Raw genomic sequence first — 17678 nt, forward strand, 5'->3', positions numbered from 1 at the left:
CGCCGGCGGACACAGGAACCGGGTGGACACAAGCGGACGCCTGCCGGTCGCCGCATATATGCGACCCATAGCACCTCGCCCAGCCCGGATGCCCCGGAAATCCGCGCATCGGTCATCGCAGCGCGTGAAGGCAGCATCCCCGGAACGGGATCGCGGTCGCATACGGTCACCTGGCGATCCCCTGCCGCCACTTCCGTACAAGACCTCACCCGGCGCTCACCGAGCGGCTTAGCTCCTCCCCCAGGTGACCGGCTTCACCGCCGCCCGGGCCAGGGGCGGCGGCCGGACACCACCACCGAGACGTCCGGCGGCGGGCTGCTCCCCCTGTGCGGGCCGTCGCCGGACCAGGACCCCGCCTCCGCGGCCGGCAGAAGGGACGTGACGCTCCACGTGGCAGCGCACCGCAGGCTCCGACAGCGCTCGCTCGGCGGAGGCACCGTCCGTACGGCCGCCACGATCGCCCTCGCGGGCGCCGCGACGGCGACCGGCTTCGACGGCACCGTGCACGCCGCTCCGCGGCCGGCGCCGGAGCAGATCAAGGCCACGGTGGACAGGCTCTACCAGGAGGCGGAGACCGCCACCGAGAAGTACGACGGTGCGAAGGAGAAGACGGACACGGCCGAGAAGCGGCTGAAGGCACTGGGCGACGAGGCCGCCCGCAGGCAGGAGAAGCTGAACTCCGCCCGCGACGCGCTGGGCTCGATCGCCGCGGCGCAGTACCGGGACGGCGGGATCGACCCCGTGGTGCGGCTGATGCTGTCCGACGACCCCCGGCGGTACCTGGACGGGGCCGAGTTCGCCGAGCGCGCGGGCGTCCGGCAGACGGCCGCCGTGGCCGATGTGCGCCGACAGCTCCGGGAGATCGGCCGGCTGCGCGGGGACGCACGCGTCGAGCTGACCTCGTTCCGGTCACGGCAGGCGGAACTGCGCCGGCAGAAGAAGACGGTCACCACGAAACTGGACGAGGCCCGGCGGCTGCTGGCGGGGCTGTCCCCGCAGCAGCGCACGGCGATCGGCGCGGGCGGGGACACCGGGTCCGCGGCTCGCCACGACACCGGCGCCCGGGACGCACTCGGCGACCCGGCCCCGGTCACCGCCCCCGGTTCCCGCGCGGCCGCGGCCGTCGCCTACGCCTACCGAAAGCTCGGCAGCCCCTATGTGTGGGGCGCGACCGGGCCCGACGCCTTCGACTGCTCGGGCCTGGTCCAGGCCGCCTACCGCTCCGCCGGGGTTTCGCTGCCCCGCACCACCTACGCCCAGATCAGCGCGGGCCGGCGTGTCCCACGCTCCGCACTGCGCCCCGGCGACCTGGTGTTCTTCTACTCCGGCGTCAGCCACGTCGGCCTCTACGTCGGCAACGGCCGGATGATCCACGCCCCGAACCCCTCGGCCCCGGTCCGCCTGGCCCCGGTCGACCAGATGCCCTTCGCGGGGGCGACACGGGTGGCGTGAGGGAGTCCGGACCGGGACGCGCACCGGCGGTCGGCACCGCCCGCGCGGTGACGTGCCGTTGCTGGATGCCGTGATCGCGTTGGCGTGCCTACAGGTGGGTCACACCAGCCGGCGTGCCGTCGCCCAGCGGGTCAGCTCGTGGCGGTTGGAGAGCTGGAGCTTCCTCAGCACCGCGGAGACGTGGGACTCCACCGTCTTGACGGAGATGAAGAGCTGCTTGGCGATCTCCTTGTACGCGTAGCCGCGGGCGATGAGGCGCAGCACCTCCCGCTCGCGCTGGGTGAGGCGGTCGAGGTCCTCGTCGACCGGCGGGGCGTCGGTGGAGGCGAAGGCGTCCAGCACGAAACCGGCCAGGCGCGGGGAGAAGACGGCGTCGCCCTCCTGGACCCGGAAGATCGAGTCGACGAGGTCGGTGCCCGTGATCGTCTTCGTCACATAGCCGCGTGCTCCACCGCGGATCACGCCGATCACGTCCTCCGCCGCGTCCGACACGGACAGCGCGAGGAAGCGCACGGGCCGCTCGGTGTCGGCGGTCAGCGCCGCGCAGCGCCGCAGCACCTCCACTCCGCCGCCGCCGGGCAGATGGACGTCCAGCAGAACCACCTCGGGCCGGGTCGCGGTGATGACCGTGACCGCCTGGTCGACGTCCGCGGCCTCGCCGACGACCTCGACGCCCGTCTGCTCGGTCTGGCCGATCTCGGCCTGGACCCCGGTGCGGAACATGCGGTGGTCGTCGACGAGGACCACGCGCACGTGCCGCCCGCCCGCCCCCGTCGTCTCCGCTCCCGCCGTACCGTTCGTCTCGGTCGGGTCGCTCATCACGTGTTCTCCGCCCTCTCCATCTCCAGCTCGACCTCCGTGCCGCCGTCCGGCACGGCCCGCAGCCGGGCCGTCCCCCCGTTGCGCTCCATACGGCCGATGATCGATTCTCTGACGCCCATCCGGTCGGCGGGTATCGCGTCGAGGTCGAAGCCGGGTCCGCGGTCCCGGACGGACACGAAGACCGTCCTGCCCTCGACCTCGGCGTAGACCTGGACGGCACCGCCCTCGCCACCGTACTTGGCGGCGTTCACCATGGCTTCCCGCGCGGCCTGCATCTGTGCGCCGATCCGGTCGTCGAGCGGGCAGTCGCCGACCACGACCACCTCTATGGGGACGCCGTGCTTGTCCTCGACCTCGGCCGCGTTGCGCCTGACCGCCTCGGCGAGGGTGGCCGGTTCGTCGGCCTCGTCCTTGCCGTTGCCCTCCGGCTTGTAGAGCCAGGCACGCAGGTCGCGTTCCTGGGCCCGGGCCAGGCGGCGCACCTCGCCCGCGTTCTCCGCGTTGCGCTGGATCAGGGTCAGGGTGTGCAGCACCGAGTCGTGGACGTGGGCGGCGACCTCGGCCCGTTCCTGGGCGCGGATGCGCATCAGACGCTCCTCGGAGAGGTCCTGGGTCATGCGCACGAGGTAGGGGCCGGCGAGCAGGGTTATGCCGACCAGGACGGCGAGGGCCGCCTGGAGGACCGAGCCGAGATGGGCGGCGGACCCCTGCATCACGAAGATGGCGGAGACGCCGGCCGTGACCAGCAGGACGCCCGCTCCGGCCCGGGCCAGGGTGAGCGTACGGCGTCGGCGGCCGACCTCGACCCAGCGGGCCCGGCGGGCGTTGTCCGCCTGGCGCCAGACCAGGGCGACGCCCGCGGCGACGAGGACGGCCGGCAGGAGGTAGGCCTTGGCGCCGTTGCCCGGATTGACGCTGCCGACGAAGACCATCGCCACGACGACCATGAGGAGCAGGGCGACGATCTGGCCCTTGTCCGGTTTGCGGGCGACGATTCTGCGGCGGCCGTCCGGCGAGGTCTCGGTGGTGACCAGGGACGGCGGCTTCTGGTCGCCGACGCCGCCGACCCCGAGGGGCACGAAGAACCAGAAGGCCGCGTACACCAGCGCGCCGAGCCCGTCGGCCATGAACAGGCCGACGAAGACGAGCCGCACCCAGACCACGGGCAGCCCGAGATGACCGGCCAGGCCCCGCGCCACTCCGCCGAGCCAGCGTCCGTCGCTGCTGCGGTAGAGCTTGCGCGGCGGCCGCGGGTCGTCGAGGGGCACTGCTGCGGCTTCCGGCATGCCACTGATGGTCACACGCCCTGCGGGGCGGGGGCATCAGGGTCCACCCCGTAGACTCCCCTGATCTTCGAATCCGCTCGTCGAAAGGGTTCTTCGAATAGCCCCCGGGTCGCGGCCCCACGGTCTGTCGAACGCGTCCCCGGCCACGGCTCAGGGACGAATCAGGGTTCGCCCAGGGTCGTCCCGGCTCCCGCCACGACCGCACGCCCGTCACCATGGACGCATGACGAATCACCAGCACGCCGCGAGGGGTCCGGAACCCGGCTCCGGCCCGGGCCCGTCCCCGGGCACCGGGCCACGGGACGCCGCGCCCGGCGCGGGTCCGGGTGCGCGTGCGGGTGAACAGCCGCGGGCACCCGGGCAGCCGGGAGCGCCGCACGCGGACGAACGGCCGGGCTCGGCCGACGGGATGGGAGGGGAGAGCGTGACGGGCACGACGGGGGCGGCCGAACACCGGGATCCGGCCGCCGGTCCGGGGACCGGGACGGCGGGAGCCGGCACCGCTGCCGGGGCGCGCGCCGGGGCCGACACCGGAGCGGGCGGCACCGACGGTGTGCCGAAGTACCGGCGGGACCGGGCGCACAGGGTGATCGGCGGCGTCTGCGCCGGTCTGGGGCGGCAGTGCGACATGGATCCGGTGATCTTCCGGATCACGCTGGCCGTGCTGGCCGCGACCGGCGGCATAGGCCTCATCTTCTACGGCTTCGCCTGGCTCTTCGTGCCGTACGACGACGAGGAGGAGAACGAGGTGCGCAAGCTCCTCACCGGCCGGGTGGACGGACCGGCTCTCGCGGCCGTGCTGTTCGCGCTGGTCGGCTGCGGGGTCTTTCTGTCCATGCTGGGCAACGGCAGCGTGCTCTCCTTCGGCGTCGTCCTGTCCCTGCTCCTCGCCGGCGCCGGGTACTGGTCGCAGCACCGCGGCGCCCCCGGCCCCGACCCGCTGGCCGCCCAGGCCGCAGCCGACGCACCGCCGGAGGCCCAGGCACCGCCGGTGCCCACGATCTACCCCTCCTGGTGGCGCGACCCGATCGTCAAGGACGGCACCCACGTCGGCGGCACGGGCTATCTGTGGGGCCCCCGCGACTCGCGCGACCGGGACGTCGCCGCGGCCGTCAACATCGGCCTCGGCGCGCACGCCGGCGAGTACACCCGTCCGGTGCGCACCGAGCCGCCCCGCCCCCGCGGCCCGCGCGGGATCGGCGGCTGGGTCTTCCTGCTGGCCCTGCTCGCAGGCGCCCTCGGCACCCGACTGACCTGGGACGACGGCGCTCTGGGCACCAGCCTCCAGGCCGGTCTTGCCTGCGCGCTCGCGGTCTTCGGCCTGGGCATGGTGGTGAGCGCGTTCCTGGGCCGGACGGGCTTCGGCTCGATACTGCTGGCGCTGGTCACCGCGGCCCTGCTCGGCACGTCCGCCGCGCTTCCGAAGGACATCACCACGCAGTGGGGGCAGCAGACCTGGCAGCCCGCGGCGACGGCGGGCGTCCAGCCCGGATACCACCTCGGCACCGGGGAGGGCACCTTGGACCTGACCCGGATACGCCTCGGCAAGGGAGCGACGGTGACGACGAAGGCTCAGGTGGGCGTGGGCCGGCTGCGGGTGATCGTGCCGGCGGGCGTGACCGTCCGGGCGAACATCGAGGTGGGGATCGGCGACATCCGGCTCCCGGGCGACACCTCGCAGGACGTGGACGTGGCGCCCGGCCGGCACCAGAGGATCACGCTGCCCGCGACCGCGGGCGGCAAGGACGCCGGGACCCTGGACATCAAGCTCCAGGTCGGCGTGGGACAGGCGGAGGTGAGCCGTGCTGCGCCATGAGTTCCAGCCGGGAAAGCTGGTGTCCGGTGTCTTCCTCACCGGCGCGGGCGTGGTCTACGCGGGGGACGCGGCCGGTGCCTGGCAGGCCCCGTGGTTCCTGCTGGTCCCGATGGTCGTCGGCGGCCTGTGCCTGGGAGGCGCGGCGGCGGTGGTGAACAGGGCCGTGCGCAGGCGCCGGGACGCCCGCGCGACCCTCGGCGGGACAAGTACGGGGGGAGGAACGGGCTGAGCTGTCGGCACTCCCCCGTGCCGAACTGCCGGCACTCCCCCGTGGCGAGCTATCGGTACTCCCCCGCCCGTCGCCGTCGCCGTACCCGCAGCACGGCGTCGGCGGAGAGCATCGGGGCGCCGGCGAGGACCAGGGGCACCCAGGCCATCAGATAGATGAGGTCGTTGCCGTAGTAGTAGGGGGTGGTGGCCCAGCTGACCGTGAGCCACAGGCTGAGGGAGATCAGCGCGCCGCCGACCGCGGCCAGGCGGCCCAGCAGACCGATGAGGGTGCCGAGGCCGACGGCCAGTTCGGCGAAGGCGATGCCGTAGCCGAAGCCGACCGGGTTCTTCAGGGCCAGGTCGACCAGGGCCGGGACGGCGGAGGAGTCGCGGACCGCGCGCATCGTCTCGCCGATCGACCCGGGGCCGGTGTCCTGCAGGAAGCCGCTGGAGGTGAGCTTGTCGAGACCGGCGTAGAGGAAGGTGACGCCCAGGAAGATACGGAGGGGCAGGAGGGCGAATCGGCCCGCCGTGTCCCGCCGGCTTGGACTCAGATCGGCATGCATGGGCTGGGTGTCCGTACGAACCTGCGTCATCGCTGCGAGCCGCCTCTCACCGCCGTCGTATGTGTGCCCCTCAATCGACCATACGTATGCGGGACGGGACCCGCTCAACCCGACGGAGAGGTTTTTCCGGATTCCGCGTGACTTCGGCTCATGCGTCCCAAGGCATCGGGGTGCTGACGGCCCTCTACAAATCCATCCGCACCCGATCCGCCGGAGGTGTCATCCGCCGTCATTCCGTCCGTCCGTCATTCCGGCGCTCTGGCGCTCCGGCGCTCCGGCACCTGTTACTCCATCACGTCGATCGTGTACCGGTTCGTCTCCACGCCCGCCGCCGTCACCACCTGCACCTCGACCCGGCCCGGCTCCACGTCCGCCGGGACGGGAACGGTCAGTGCCGTGTCCGTGGGATTGCTGAAGCCGCCCGTGACCGGGACGAGGGGCACGTGCACGTTGACCGCGCCGATACGGACCCTCATACGGGCCAGCCGGTCGGCTCCCTGCGCACCCGGCGGGACGAACCCGGCGCCCCTGATCTCGATGTCGTCGCCCGTCCGGATCGGCGCGTCCAGGTCACCGGCCTCCCGGGCCCGGACCACCGACAGGACGACGGGACGGCCGCCGTCGGCGTACTTGCCCGCCAGGTAGGTCGCCGCCGACACCAGCACCACCACCGCCAGTCCCCATGGCAGGTCGGGCAGTTGGTCCGGACGCCGGGCCAGTCGCACCGCCGCGAACGCCAGCGCGACGGCGCTGATCACCACGTACTGGATGTCCGCGAAGGCGCCCCGTCCCGAGTCGTCGGTCAGCAGGTCGGCCGCCCGCGGCCGGTCCGCGCGCACCTTCTGGAGCCGCTGCCCCAGCACTCGCAGTCCGACCACCCGCCGTACGAGGACCGCGATCCCGCACACCACGGCGAGCACGGTGACCACACCGGCGCCCCGGGCCAGGTCCAGCCCGGAGATCAGGGCGTCGCGCTCGGTGTGGTCCGAGGCCGCGGCGAGCCGGCCCGCCAGCACCAGCACGGCGTACGCCACGAACAGCACCCATCCCACGGCCACCGCGCGGGAGGTGGACAGCCGGTTGTCCTCGCCGATGACCGGAGCGAGCGCCCCGCCACGCCCCCGGTGGAGCCAGGACGCGGCCGTCAGCGCCCCGGCCACCAGGACGGCCGCCAGCAGTCCCGCCGTCCGGGCGGAACTCCAGCCCGCGCCGACCGCCGTCAACGCCTGCACCAGAAGCAGCAGTACGACCGCCGACCACACCGTGTACGCGGTCCAGCGCCACAGCCGTGCCAGCCAGGCCTCGCCCTCGGCCCGCCCCCGCTCGGCGACGAGTTCAGCGGACTGCGTCAGTTCCTCCGAGACCCACTGCCGGGAGGCCGACGCCGAGTGCGCCACGGCCGCCGGCAGGCCCTGACCCGCGGCGAACTCGTCCCGCTTGAGAAGGAACGCGGCAACGGCCTGCCGGTGTCCCGCACGCGCCCCGTGCGGGCAGTCCCCGCAGGTGCAGCCGCCCCCATGGGCGCCCACACCGCCTCTCGCCTCCTGCACCGCCACGCCCGACGCCCGCCTTCCCCGGATCCCGCGGCCCGGCCGCGGCAACAACACCCCTACGCAGAAGGCGAATTGTGCCCTATACCGCCCCGCCCGCGTTCGCCAGGTCCGGTCAGCGGGGGTGAAGCCGGGAATGCTGTGTTGACCCGGCTACGGGAACCTCCGTATGGGCGAGATGTCCAGCGTGCCGAAGGCCTCAGGTCAGCAGGTCGGGTTCGCTGCGGCTGATGTCCTGCCACAGGGGCTGGTAGTTGATCCACGCCACCAGGTCGCCGCCGAGCTGTTCCCGGGTCGCGACCGCCGGTTCGTGGTCGATCAGGACCGGTCGGCCCGCCGCCCGTGCGGTCAGCTGCACCTGACAGGAGCGTTCCATGGCCAGGAACCACCAGGCGGCGGCGTCCACCGAGTCGCCGACCGTCAGCAGGCCGTGGTTGCGCAGCACCAGTGCCTTGCGCGAGCCCAGCGCGGCCGCGATCCGGCGGCCCTCCTCCGCGTCGACGGCGACGCCGGTGTAGGAGCCGTAGACGGCGTGGTCCTCGTAGAAGGCGCAGCTCTCCTGGGTGATCGGGTCCAGGAGGTCACCGAGCGCCGCCAGGGCGCGGCCGTGCACCGAGTGGCAGTGGGCGACGGCGACGACGTCCGGGCGGGCGGCGTGGACCTGGGCGTGCACGGTGAACGCGGCCTGGTTGACGTGGTGGCGGCCCTCGAGCACCTGCCCGTCCTGGTTGGCGAGCACCAGGTCGCTCACGGTGACGTGCTGGAACGGCATCCCGAAGGGATTGACCCAGAAGCAGTCGCTGAACTCGGGGTCGCGCGCGGTGATGTGGCCGGAGACGCCGTCCTCGAGACCGGACCGGCCGAAGATCCGCAGGGCGCCCGCGAGCCGCTCCTTGCGGTACCGGCGCTCGTCGTCCACCGACTCGTGCATCGGCGGCATCGCGAACAGCAGCTTCTCGGTGGGCAGGGGCGGTGGCGGGGTGGGGGCGGGACCGTGCATGGGACCTCCGTCGCTGGATCGACGACGTACGGGCCGGAAGCTACCGCCGAACGGGTCAGGATACGAGCGCGGTGCGGTGAAGATGCCCGGCGGCACACCGGCTCCGCCGCCGAATGCCGCCAAACGCCGCCGAATCCCGACAGAGGATGTCGGGTATCGCCACCACACTCGGGGCATGGCGACGAACTGGGCGGCCTTTGCCGCGGCGGAACCCGACCTGGCCACGACCGTCGAGCAGCGGTTCAGGGCGTTCCCGCACCACGTCCTGGTGACCCTGCGCGGGGACGGCTCCCCGCGCACCACGGGGCTGGAGGTGCGCTTCCTGAACGGCGAACTGTGGCTCGGCATGATGCCGGGCTCGCTCAAGGCGCTCGATCTGCGCCGGGATCCGAGGTTCGCGCTTCAGGCGAACCCGGGGCCGGACACCGCGATGGCCGGCGGGGACGCGCGGATCGCCGGACGGGCGGTCGAGGTGGAGGATCCCGAGGTGAAGGGCGCGTACGTGAAAGAGGTGGAACCGCCGCAGCCGTTCCACCTCTTCCGCACCGAGTTGACGGAGGTCGTACGGACCTTCGTCGAGGACGACACGTTCCTGGTCGTCCAGGTCTGGAAGCCCGGAGAGCCGGTGCGGACTCTCAGGCGGGCCTAGGACCGGCTCACTCCCACTCGATGGTGCCCGGCGGCTTCGAGGTCACGTCGAGGACCACGCGGTTGACGTCCCGGACCTCGTTGGTGATGCGGGTCGAGATCTTCGACAGGACGTCGTAGGGCAGCCGCGACCAGTCGGCGGTCATGGCGTCCTCGCTGGAGACCGGGCGCAGCACGATCGGGTGGCCGTAGGTGCGGCCGTCGCCCTGGACGCCGACGCTGCGGACATCCGCGAGCAGGACCACCGGGCACTGCCAGATGTCACGGTCGAGGCCGGCCGCCGTCAGCTCCTCGCGGGCGATGGCGTCGGCCTCGCGCAGCAGGTCCAGGCGCTCCTTGGTGACCTCGCCGACGATCCGGATGCCGAGGCCGGGGCCCGGGAAGGGCTGGCGCTGGACGATCTCGTCCGGCAGGCCGAGCTCCTGGCCGACCATGCGGACCTCGTCCTTGAACAGCTGGCGCAGCGGCTCGATCAGCTTGAACTCGAGGTCCTCGGGCAGGCCGCCGACGTTGTGGTGCGACTTGATGTTCGCGGTGCCGGTGCCGCCGCCGGACTCGACGACGTCCGGGTAGAGGGTGCCCTGGACGAGGAACTCCACCGCCGGGCCCTCGTCCGCGATGATCTCCGCCTGGGCCTGCTCGAAGACGCGGATGAACTCGCGGCCGATGATCTTCCGCTTCTCCTCGGGGTCGTTGACCCCCTTGAGGGCGGTGAGGAAGCGCTCCTCGGCGTCCACGACCTTCAGCTGTACGCCGGTCGCGGCCACGAAGTCCTTCTCGACCTGCTCGGTCTCGCCCTTGCGCATCAGGCCGTGGTCGACGTAGACGCAGGTCAGCTGGGAGCCGATGGCCTTCTGCACGAGTGCGGCGGCGACCGCGGAGTCCACGCCCCCGGACAGTCCGCAGATCGCCCGCTTGTCGCCGACCAGCTCGCGGATGGCGGCGACCTGCTCGTCGATCACGTTGCCGGTGGTCCAGTTCGGCTTGAGGCCGGCACCGCGGTAGAGGAAGTGCTCCAGGACCTGCTGGCCGTGCGTGGAGTGCATGACCTCCGGGTGGTACTGGACGCCGTACAGCTTCTTCTCGTCGTTCTCGAACGCGGCGACCGGGACGACGTCCGTGGAGGCCGTGACCGAGAAGCCCTCGGGGGCGGCGGAGCAGGCGTCGCCGTGCGACATCCACACGTCCTGGTCGGCCGGGGTGCCCTCGAAGAGGGTGGAGGAGGGCTTCGAGACGGACAGTCCGGTACGGCCGTACTCGCGGGCTCCGGTGTTGTCCACGGTGCCGCCGAGGGCCTGCGCCATCAGCTGGAAGCCGTAGCACATGCCGAACACGGGGACGCCGGACTCGAAGATCTCGCGGTCGAGGCGCGGGGCGCCCTCTTCGTACACCGAGGAGGGGCCGCCGGAGAGGATGATCGCCGCCGGGTTCTTGGCGAGCATCTCCTGAACCGGCATGGAGCTCGGCACGATCTCGCTGTAGACCCGCGCCTCGCGGACGCGACGGGCGATGAGCTGGGCGTACTGCGCGCCGAAGTCGACGACCAGGACGGTGTCGGGGGCGGCGGCAGCGGGGGTCGCTGATGACACGGGGTGCCTTCCGGCGGTCGGGGGGGTCCTTGTGCTTGTCGATTCTACCGACGTGGCCGCGGGTACCTCCCCGGCCGCCTCGACGACTGCAGCCCAGGGCGCCCCGTCCAGGGCCCGTCCAGTCATCCGTCTCATCAGGTGAACCGTGTTGGACGTCACGAACGGGCGAGGCATACTGGTTTCATGCTCGCGCAGACGACCTTCGTGTTTACCTATGGCACCCGGCCCACCGGCTGCCATGGTCGTGCTGCTTGAGCAACTGACAAGCGACTTCCCAGGCGCCCCGGGCCGACAAGGTCCGGGGCGCCTGGCGTTGTGGTCCTTGTCATCCGGGGCACCGCACCCGACCAGCGAGGAGCCCCCGCCATGACCGCCACCGCAGCACAGCCCCAGACCCCGGCAGCCACCACCGCCAGCGGCGCCCGTACCGACGAGGCCGCGAACGTGATCACCGGCGCCCGGGAGCGCATCGACACCCTGGACGACCGGATCATCGGCCTGATCCAGGAACGGATGGCCGTCTCCGCCGTGATCCAGGAGACCCGGATCGCCTCCGGGGGCCGGCGGGTGAACCTCTCCCGCGAGATGGAGATCCTGGGCCATTACAGGGACGCCCTGGGCAAGCCGGGCACAAGCCTGGCGATGACCTTGCTGGAACTGTGCCGGGGCAGGATCTGACCCCCTCGCCGCCGCCCTCCTCACCCTCCCCCGCTGTCATGTCCCACCGCTCTCACCCGTACGGCGCGTGACCGCCGCGCGGCCCGCCTCGTTGTCCCGGTGTCCGTGCCAGCCAGGGGCGGGCCCGAAAGAACCACGCGTGGATCTCGGGAGCGATGAGGCGTGCGGATCGTGCCGCGCGTCGTGGGACCTCGCTCCAGGGAAGTGACCGGACGGCAGGGGACAGCAGCCCGGTCGCCCAGATAAACGGCCGGCTCCGGGGACGCCCGGGGCCGGCCGGCGGAACGAAAAGCACACAAGGCCGGATCAAAGGGTTGCGGACGCCAGGTTCGTCCAGCACGATGCCCACACGGCTCCCGGCTCCGGACTCCCGCGCGGACGGCAGCGCCGCGGTGCGCCACCCGACCGCCAGAGGTCGAGACCCGGTGCGCCCCCCGTGCGCCGGGGAGCACGACGACGCATCACGACGCGCGGAGGGCACACGACAGCGACAGGCGGCGCAATCCCCCGGCGCCGCTCCCCCGGGCACCGGCGCTGCCCTGACGTCGGTGCCGACGAGAGAAGGGCCCCGCGGCCCGAGGCCGCGGGGCCCTTCTCATACGCGCTCGCGGACACGGACCCCTGGGGATGTGACGCAGGACACATCAGAATCCTGCCGACCGGGGCGCAACCTTTCGCAGTCCCCCCGTGTCACATCAGCAGACGGAGGAGGACCTGTGCCAGGAGGGGGGTGCAGGTCCTCTCTCTTTTCTCTTTCCAGGCCTGTTCACCGGCGCCGTTCCTGCTTCTTCGGCGGCACCGGCGGCATCCCCAGGAACGGCAGCCGCAGCGCGCCGAAGGCGTCCGCCGGGACCGCCGGATGCCGTGGCTCCACCGCCCGCAGTCGCTCGTAGGCCGCACCCTGCGGCGGGCGCGGGTCGGTCTCTCCCTTGTTGGGCCAGTACGACATCGCCCGCTCGGCCTGGGCGGTGATGGTCAGCGACGGGTTCACCCCCAGGTTCGCCGAGACCGCGGCGCCGTCGACGACCGAGATGCCGGGGTGGCCGTAGAGGCGGTGGTACGGGTCGATGACGCCGGTCTCGCGCGAGGCGCCGATCGGGCAGCCGCCGAGGAAGTGCGCGGTGAGCGGGGTGCCCATCAGCTCGCCGACGTTGGACCCGGCGAAGCCGTTGATCTCGGCGGCGAGCGCGGTGGCGCTTTCCGTGGCGGCCCTGATCTGCTTGGGGTTGGGCGCGCCGTGCCCCTGGCGGGCCGTGAGCAGTCCCCTGCCCACACCGTCCGGCTTCAGGTACGTGGTCAGGGAGTTGTCCAGGGACTGCATTACCAGGCCGATGATGGTCCGCTCCGACCAGCGGCGGTTGGACAGGGAGCGCAGGACCAGCAGGGGGTGGCGGACGGCGTTGGCCAGCCAGGCCGCCGCTCTGGACGAGCCCTCGGCGTACGGGACCTGGAGGATCGACAGGCCGCCCATCGAGTTGGAACCCTTGCCGTAACGGACCGGCTCGATGTGGGTGTTCTCGTCCGGATGGATGGAGGACGTGATGGCGACGCCCCGGGTGAAGTCCGCCTTCGGCTCCCCGGTCGCCTTCCGGTAGCGCCGGTCGTCGGTCTGGGCGCCCACCAGAGCCTCGGAGTTGGTGCGGGTCAACTCACCCAGCCGCGCGGACAGATGGGGCAGCCGACCGCTCGCCCTCATGCGGTGCAGCAGCGTCTGGGTGCCGTAGGTGCCGGCCGCCAGGACCACCCTGCGCGCGGTGAACAGGCGGCCGGCGCCCTTCTTCTTGTTGTCGGTGGGAAGCGTGGCGACCGCGTAGCCGCCGCGTGAGTCGTCCGTGACCGACACGACCGTCGTCATGGGGTGGACCACCGCGCCCGCCTTCTCGGCGAGGTACAGGTAGTTCTCGTTCAGGGTGTTCTTGGCGCCGTGCCGGCAGCCCGTCATGCACTCGCCGCACTCGGTGCAGGCCTTGCGGTCCGGTCCGGCCCCGCCGAAGTAGGGGTCCGCGACCCGCTCGCCCGCCTTCGCCGTCGTCGTGCCGTCGGCATCCTCGCCATCGCCGAAGAACACTCCGACCGGCGCCATGTGGAAGGTGTCGCCGACGCCCATCCGCTGTGCGGCGGCCTTCAGATGGACGTCGGAGGGGGTCGTCGTCGGGTTGAGCCGCACGCCGAGCATGCGCCGCGCCTGGTCGTAGTACGGCGTCAACTCGTCCTGCCAGTCGGTGATGTCCCGCCACTGAGGGTCGTCGAAGAAGGGTTTCGGCGGTATGTAGAGGGTGTTGGCGTAGTTCAGGGAGCCGCCGCCGACGCCCGCGCCGGCCAGCACCATGACGTTGCCGAGCAGGTGGATGCGCTGGATGCCGTACATGCCGAGCTTCGGGGCCCACAGGTAATTCTTCAGGTCCCAGGAGTTCTTCGGCAGGGTCTCGCGGGTGAAGCGGCGGCCCGCCTCCAGGACGCCGACGCGGTAGCCCTTCTCGGTCAGGCGGAGCGCGGAGACCGATCCGCCGAACCCCGACCCCACGACGATGACGTCGTAGTCGTAGCGGTCTTGAGACACGTGCTCTCCTTGTCGGGAACGAGGTGCCGGCTAGCGGAAACGGCACGCCTTCATCAGCCTCAGGCTGCGGCTCATGAACGCCGCGTACCTCTCGTCGTCCATGCCGAGCGACGGGGCCATGGGCAGCAGCCGCTGGTGGGCCAGGGTCTGGGCCTCGGTGTACTTGAGGATGCCCTCGGAGCCGTGCCGGCGGCCGAGGCCCGAGTCCTTCATGCCGCCCATCGGCGACTGGACACTGCCGTAGGCGGGGGCGTAGCCCTCGTTGATGTTGACCGTGCCGGTACGCAGCCGGGCGGCGACCTCGCGGCCGCGGCGGGCGTCCTTCGTCCAGACGGACGAGTTCAGGCCGTACGGCGTGGAGTTGGCGCGCTCGATCGCCTCGTCGTCGCTCGTGAAGCGGTAGACGGAGACGACCGGGCCGAAGGTCTCCTCCGTACACACGGCCATCGGGGCCTCGACGCCGTCGAGGATGGTGGGCTCGAAGAAGTACGGGCCGATGTCCGGGCGGGCGACGCCCCCGGCCACCACCTTGGCGCCCTTGGCGACGGCCTCCTCCACATGCCGGGTGACGGTCTCCAGTTGCCGCTCCCCGACCAGCGAGCCCATGTCGGCGCCGTACGCCAGGGACGTGCCGAGCCGCATCGCCCGCGTACGGGCCGCGAACCGCTCCAGGAACGCGTCCGCGACCGCCTCGTGGACGTACAACCGCTCGATGGAGATGCACAGTTGGCCGGCGGAGGAGAAGCAGGCGCGGACCGCTCCGGCCGCCGCCTTCTCGATGTCGGCGTCCTGGAGCACCAGCATGGCGTTCTTGCCGCCGAGTTCGAGGGAGACGCCGACCAGGCGGGCGGCGGCGCTCCGGGCGACCTCGCGTCCGGTGCGGGTGGAGCCGGTGAAGGAGACGTAGTCGGCGTGCTTGACGACCTCGGGGCCGACGACCGGCCCCTCGCCGATGACGACCTGGAACACCTCGGCGGGCAGCCCCGCCTCGACGAGCAGGTCGCGGGCCCACAGCGCGGTCAGGCAGGTCTCGGTGTCGGGCTTCATCACCACCGCGTTGCCCGCGACGAAGGCGGGCAACGCGTCGCCGGCGGACAGCTCCAGGGGGTAGTTCCACGGGGCGATCTGGCCCACCACCCCGCGCGGATGGCGCAGTTCGGTGACGCGCGTGAGGGTGGGGATGGCGCCCGTGTGCCGCTTGGGCTTCAGGTAGGCGGCGGCGCGCCGGCCGTAGTGCCGGGCGGCGACGGCGACGGCCTGGACCTCCTCGTGCGCGTGCAGGCGGGCCTTGCCGGTCTCCAGCTGGATCAGGTCCAGGACCTCGGCCTGGCGGGCGAGCACCAGGTCGTGGAAGCGGAGCAGGACGGCCGCGCGCTGCCGTACCGGGACCCGGGCCCACACCGCCTGTGCGGCGCGGGCCCGTTCGTAGGCGCCGGCCACGTCCTCGGGGGTGGACTCGGGCAGGTCGGCGAGCTTGTCGCCCGTGAACGGCGTGTGGTTGGCGGTCCGCCCGGATCCGGCGACGCCCTTGGTGAGCCGGGCGACCAGCTCGGGGGTCACCACGTCGGCGGCGGTACGGGCCCCCGCGGGGGCGGGGGCCTGGGGATTGGTGCCGGTCTTCGCCGGGGCCTGCGCGTCCGTCATGACGCGCAGGGTATGCCGGTCGGGCAGCTTTGTGTACCCGTCAGTAATAGGGATTCACGGGATTCACCGAGTGCTCACGGCGCGCCAGTGATCACTGGCAACGAATACGCTGATCAGGGCGTTGTCACAGGAGATCGAGGTCCAGGTTGGCGATCGCGGCGCGCGCCACCTCACGCCCGCGTTCGGTGAAGTCGCCCTTGCCCGGGTAGCCGACGGTGAGCTTGTACAGGTCGCCCCCGGCGGTCGTGTAGTAGAACATCCGCAGCTCGCGCGGCATCGGGTGCGTGCTGTCGTCGGTGGTGTAGACGATCGTGTTCTCGGCGGCCTTCCTGCCGTGGTACGTCGAATCCTTCGGGTGGGTCGCCGGGTTCTCGGGCATGCCGAACTCGTAGCTGCCGGACTGCTTGTAGGTGCCGTTGTCGTCGTACATCTGGGCGGCCGCGGAGTCCTTGATGGAGCGTTCCGGCTCCTCGGACTTCCTGAGCAGGCGCAGCCCGACCGTGATGCTGCCGCTCCAGTCGCTGTAGGTCACCCAGTGCTTCTTGTCGTTCTTCCGGTCCGGCACCTGCCGCTGGTAGTCCTTCGGCACGGCGATCGTCGCCGCGACGTCCTTCTCGTGGTGGGTCGCCCAGCCCTCGGGCAGCGGGCCCGCGAACGGACGGGCGATCAGGACGTACGCCGTCACCGCGGCCGCGACGACCGCGGCACCGAGTCCGAGCCACGCCCCGCGCCCGAACCGGAGGCCGCGCGGCCCGCCGGGAGCGCCCTCGGCGTACCGCACCACCTGCGTGGGTGCCGGGGCGGGCGGCGCGGCGGCCGCCTCCAGCAGGGCGCGGACCCGGGAGGCGGGCGGCCGGTGCGCCGGGTCCTTGTGCAGCAGGCCGGTGATGGCCTCGGCGAGCGGGCCCCGCGCGGCGGCCGGCGGGGCGGGCGTGGCGTTGAGGACCGACTGGAGGGTGGCCGGGGTGTTGCTGCGGCGGAACGGGGAGACGCCCTCGGTGGTCGCGTACAGGACCACGCCGAGCGACCACAGGTCGGAGGCCGGGCCGGGGCGCCGGCCCAGCACCCGTTCCGGCGCGATGTACTCGGGTGAGCCGACGAAGCCGCCGGTGTCGGTCAGGCTGGTCTCGCCCTCGATCTGGGCGATGCCGAAGTCGGTGAGGACGATCCTCTCGTGCCGGCCGAGCAGGATGTTGTCCGGTTTGACGTCCCGGTGCAGGATGCCCGCGGCGTGCGCGGCCTCGAGCGCGCCGAGCACCTCCAGGCCCATCCGGGCCGCCTCACGGGCGTCCAGGGTGCCCTCCTGGAGCGCGGCGCCGAGCGAGCGGCCCTGCACCAGCTCCATCACGATCCACGGCTGCCCGTCGACGACGGCCACGTCGTGGACGTTGACGACCGCGGGGTGGTCGAGCCGGGCGGCGGCGCGGGCCTCGCGGCGCATGCGCTCGAAGGCGTTGGCACGCTCGCGTTCGGGAAGGTGGTCGGGGACGCGGGGCTCCTTGACGGCGACCTCGCGGTCCACCGTCTCGTCCTTGGCCCGCCACACGGTCCCCATGCCGCCGTACCCGAGCTTGGCGAGCAGCCGGTAGCGCCCGCCGATCAGCCGGCCGGCGCCGGGGTCCTGCGTCTGCGCGGGTGCGGTGCCGTGTGGTTCGCCGGCCGCGGTGGCTTGCGGTTGCCCGGGTGCCGTGCCGTGCGGCTGCCCGTCCCCGGCGCCCGGTGCGGGCGCGGCGTACGGGTTGTGCGGGTGGGGCACCCGCGCCTGCGGGTCCGGCGGTCGCAAGGCGAAAGTCGTCGGATCGTCTGCCCCGTGCTGGGCGCCCCCGTGGTTGCTCATGGGTCCATCCATATCGCGAC

General features: G+C 72.4%; 14 protein-coding genes. 5 read left to right on the top strand and 9 right to left on the bottom strand.

Annotated elements, in window-relative coordinates; all coding sequences use genetic code 11:
* Window positions 1-390: 390 nt before the first annotated feature.
* Window positions 391-1452 (top strand): C40 family peptidase, encoded by a 1062-nt coding sequence (locus tag TNCT6_RS11600; RefSeq protein ID WP_141366339.1) that lies wholly within the window; start codon window positions 391-393, stop codon window positions 1450-1452.
* A gap of 99 nt (window positions 1453-1551) precedes the next feature.
* Here TNCT6_RS11600 and TNCT6_RS11605 read toward each other — a convergent pair whose 3' ends face one another.
* Together TNCT6_RS11605 and TNCT6_RS11610 are read right to left on the bottom strand one after the other, a co-directional pair.
* Entirely contained in the window at window positions 1552-2271 is a 720-nt protein-coding gene (locus TNCT6_RS11605; protein WP_141359248.1) for a response regulator transcription factor, read from the bottom strand.
* Window positions 2271-3560 (bottom strand): ATP-binding protein, encoded by a 1290-nt coding sequence (locus tag TNCT6_RS11610; RefSeq protein WP_141359250.1) that lies wholly within the window; start codon window positions 3558-3560, stop codon window positions 2271-2273. Before TNCT6_RS11610 ends, TNCT6_RS11605 begins: the two co-directional genes overlap by 1 nt.
* Before the next feature lie 223 nt (window positions 3561-3783).
* On the opposite strand from TNCT6_RS11610, the gene TNCT6_RS11615 reads away from it, so the two are divergent.
* Both TNCT6_RS11615 and TNCT6_RS11620 read left to right on the top strand, forming a co-directional pair.
* On the top strand, window positions 3784-5376 hold the full coding sequence (locus TNCT6_RS11615; protein WP_141359252.1) for a PspC domain-containing protein: 1593 nt from the start codon (window positions 3784-3786) through the stop codon (window positions 5374-5376).
* Complete coding sequence (locus TNCT6_RS11620; RefSeq protein ID WP_141359254.1) at window positions 5363-5605, top strand: hypothetical protein; 243 nt, start codon at window positions 5363-5365, stop codon at window positions 5603-5605. Before TNCT6_RS11615 ends, TNCT6_RS11620 begins: the two co-directional genes overlap by 14 nt.
* 49 nt (window positions 5606-5654) lie before the next feature.
* On the opposite strand, the gene TNCT6_RS11625 is transcribed toward TNCT6_RS11620, so the two are convergent.
* The 3 genes from TNCT6_RS11625 to TNCT6_RS11640 form a co-directional block, all read right to left on the bottom strand.
* A complete protein-coding gene (locus TNCT6_RS11625) occupies window positions 5655-6152 on the bottom strand; it encodes a TQO small subunit DoxD (RefSeq protein WP_373996166.1) in 498 nt (165 codons plus the stop codon).
* Window positions 6153-6436: 284 nt separating this feature from the next.
* Window positions 6437-7708: a hypothetical protein gene (locus TNCT6_RS11630; protein WP_141359258.1), complete on the bottom strand. Its 1272-nt coding sequence runs from the start codon at window positions 7706-7708 to the stop codon at window positions 6437-6439.
* Window positions 7709-7901: 193 nt separating this feature from the next.
* Complete coding sequence (locus TNCT6_RS11640; RefSeq protein ID WP_141359260.1) at window positions 7902-8702, bottom strand: class II aldolase/adducin family protein; 801 nt, start codon at window positions 8700-8702, stop codon at window positions 7902-7904.
* 175 nt (window positions 8703-8877) lie between these two features.
* Here TNCT6_RS11640 and TNCT6_RS11645 point away from each other — a divergent pair, with 175 nt between their 5' ends.
* Window positions 8878-9351 carry a pyridoxamine 5'-phosphate oxidase family protein gene (locus tag TNCT6_RS11645; protein ID WP_141359263.1) on the top strand — a complete coding sequence of 158 codons (474 nt, stop codon included), beginning with the start codon at window positions 8878-8880 and terminating at the stop codon, window positions 9349-9351.
* 7 nt (window positions 9352-9358) lie between these two features.
* On the opposite strand, the gene guaA is transcribed toward TNCT6_RS11645, so the two are convergent.
* On the bottom strand, window positions 9359-10939 hold the full coding sequence (gene guaA / locus TNCT6_RS11650; RefSeq protein WP_141359265.1) for a glutamine-hydrolyzing GMP synthase: 1581 nt from the start codon (window positions 10937-10939) through the stop codon (window positions 9359-9361).
* A gap of 366 nt (window positions 10940-11305) precedes the next feature.
* Between guaA and TNCT6_RS11655 the strand changes: the two genes are divergently transcribed.
* The gene (locus tag TNCT6_RS11655; RefSeq protein WP_141359267.1) at window positions 11306-11617 is read left to right on the top strand and encodes a chorismate mutase; all 312 of its coding nucleotides are present in this window, start codon (window positions 11306-11308) and stop codon (window positions 11615-11617) included.
* A 766-nt stretch (window positions 11618-12383) separates the two neighbouring features.
* Here the strand turns inward: TNCT6_RS11655 and TNCT6_RS11660 are convergent.
* The 3 genes from TNCT6_RS11660 to TNCT6_RS11670 form a co-directional block, all read right to left on the bottom strand.
* On the bottom strand, window positions 12384-14177 hold the full coding sequence (locus tag TNCT6_RS11660; protein ID WP_141359269.1) for a GMC family oxidoreductase N-terminal domain-containing protein: 1794 nt from the start codon (window positions 14175-14177) through the stop codon (window positions 12384-12386).
* Window positions 14178-14207: 30 nt separating this feature from the next.
* Window positions 14208-15821, bottom strand: coding sequence for a succinic semialdehyde dehydrogenase (locus TNCT6_RS11665; RefSeq protein ID WP_141359271.1), 1614 nt, complete (start codon window positions 15819-15821; stop codon window positions 14208-14210).
* A gap of 124 nt (window positions 15822-15945) precedes the next feature.
* A complete protein-coding gene (locus tag TNCT6_RS11670; protein ID WP_172632877.1) occupies window positions 15946-17658 on the bottom strand; it encodes a serine/threonine-protein kinase in 1713 nt (570 codons plus the stop codon).
* Between the last annotated feature and the right edge of the window lie 20 nt (window positions 17659-17678).

The organism is Streptomyces sp. 6-11-2, from assembly GCF_006540305.1.
In the GTDB taxonomy this organism is placed as follows: Bacteria; Actinomycetota; Actinomycetes; order Streptomycetales; family Streptomycetaceae; genus Streptomyces.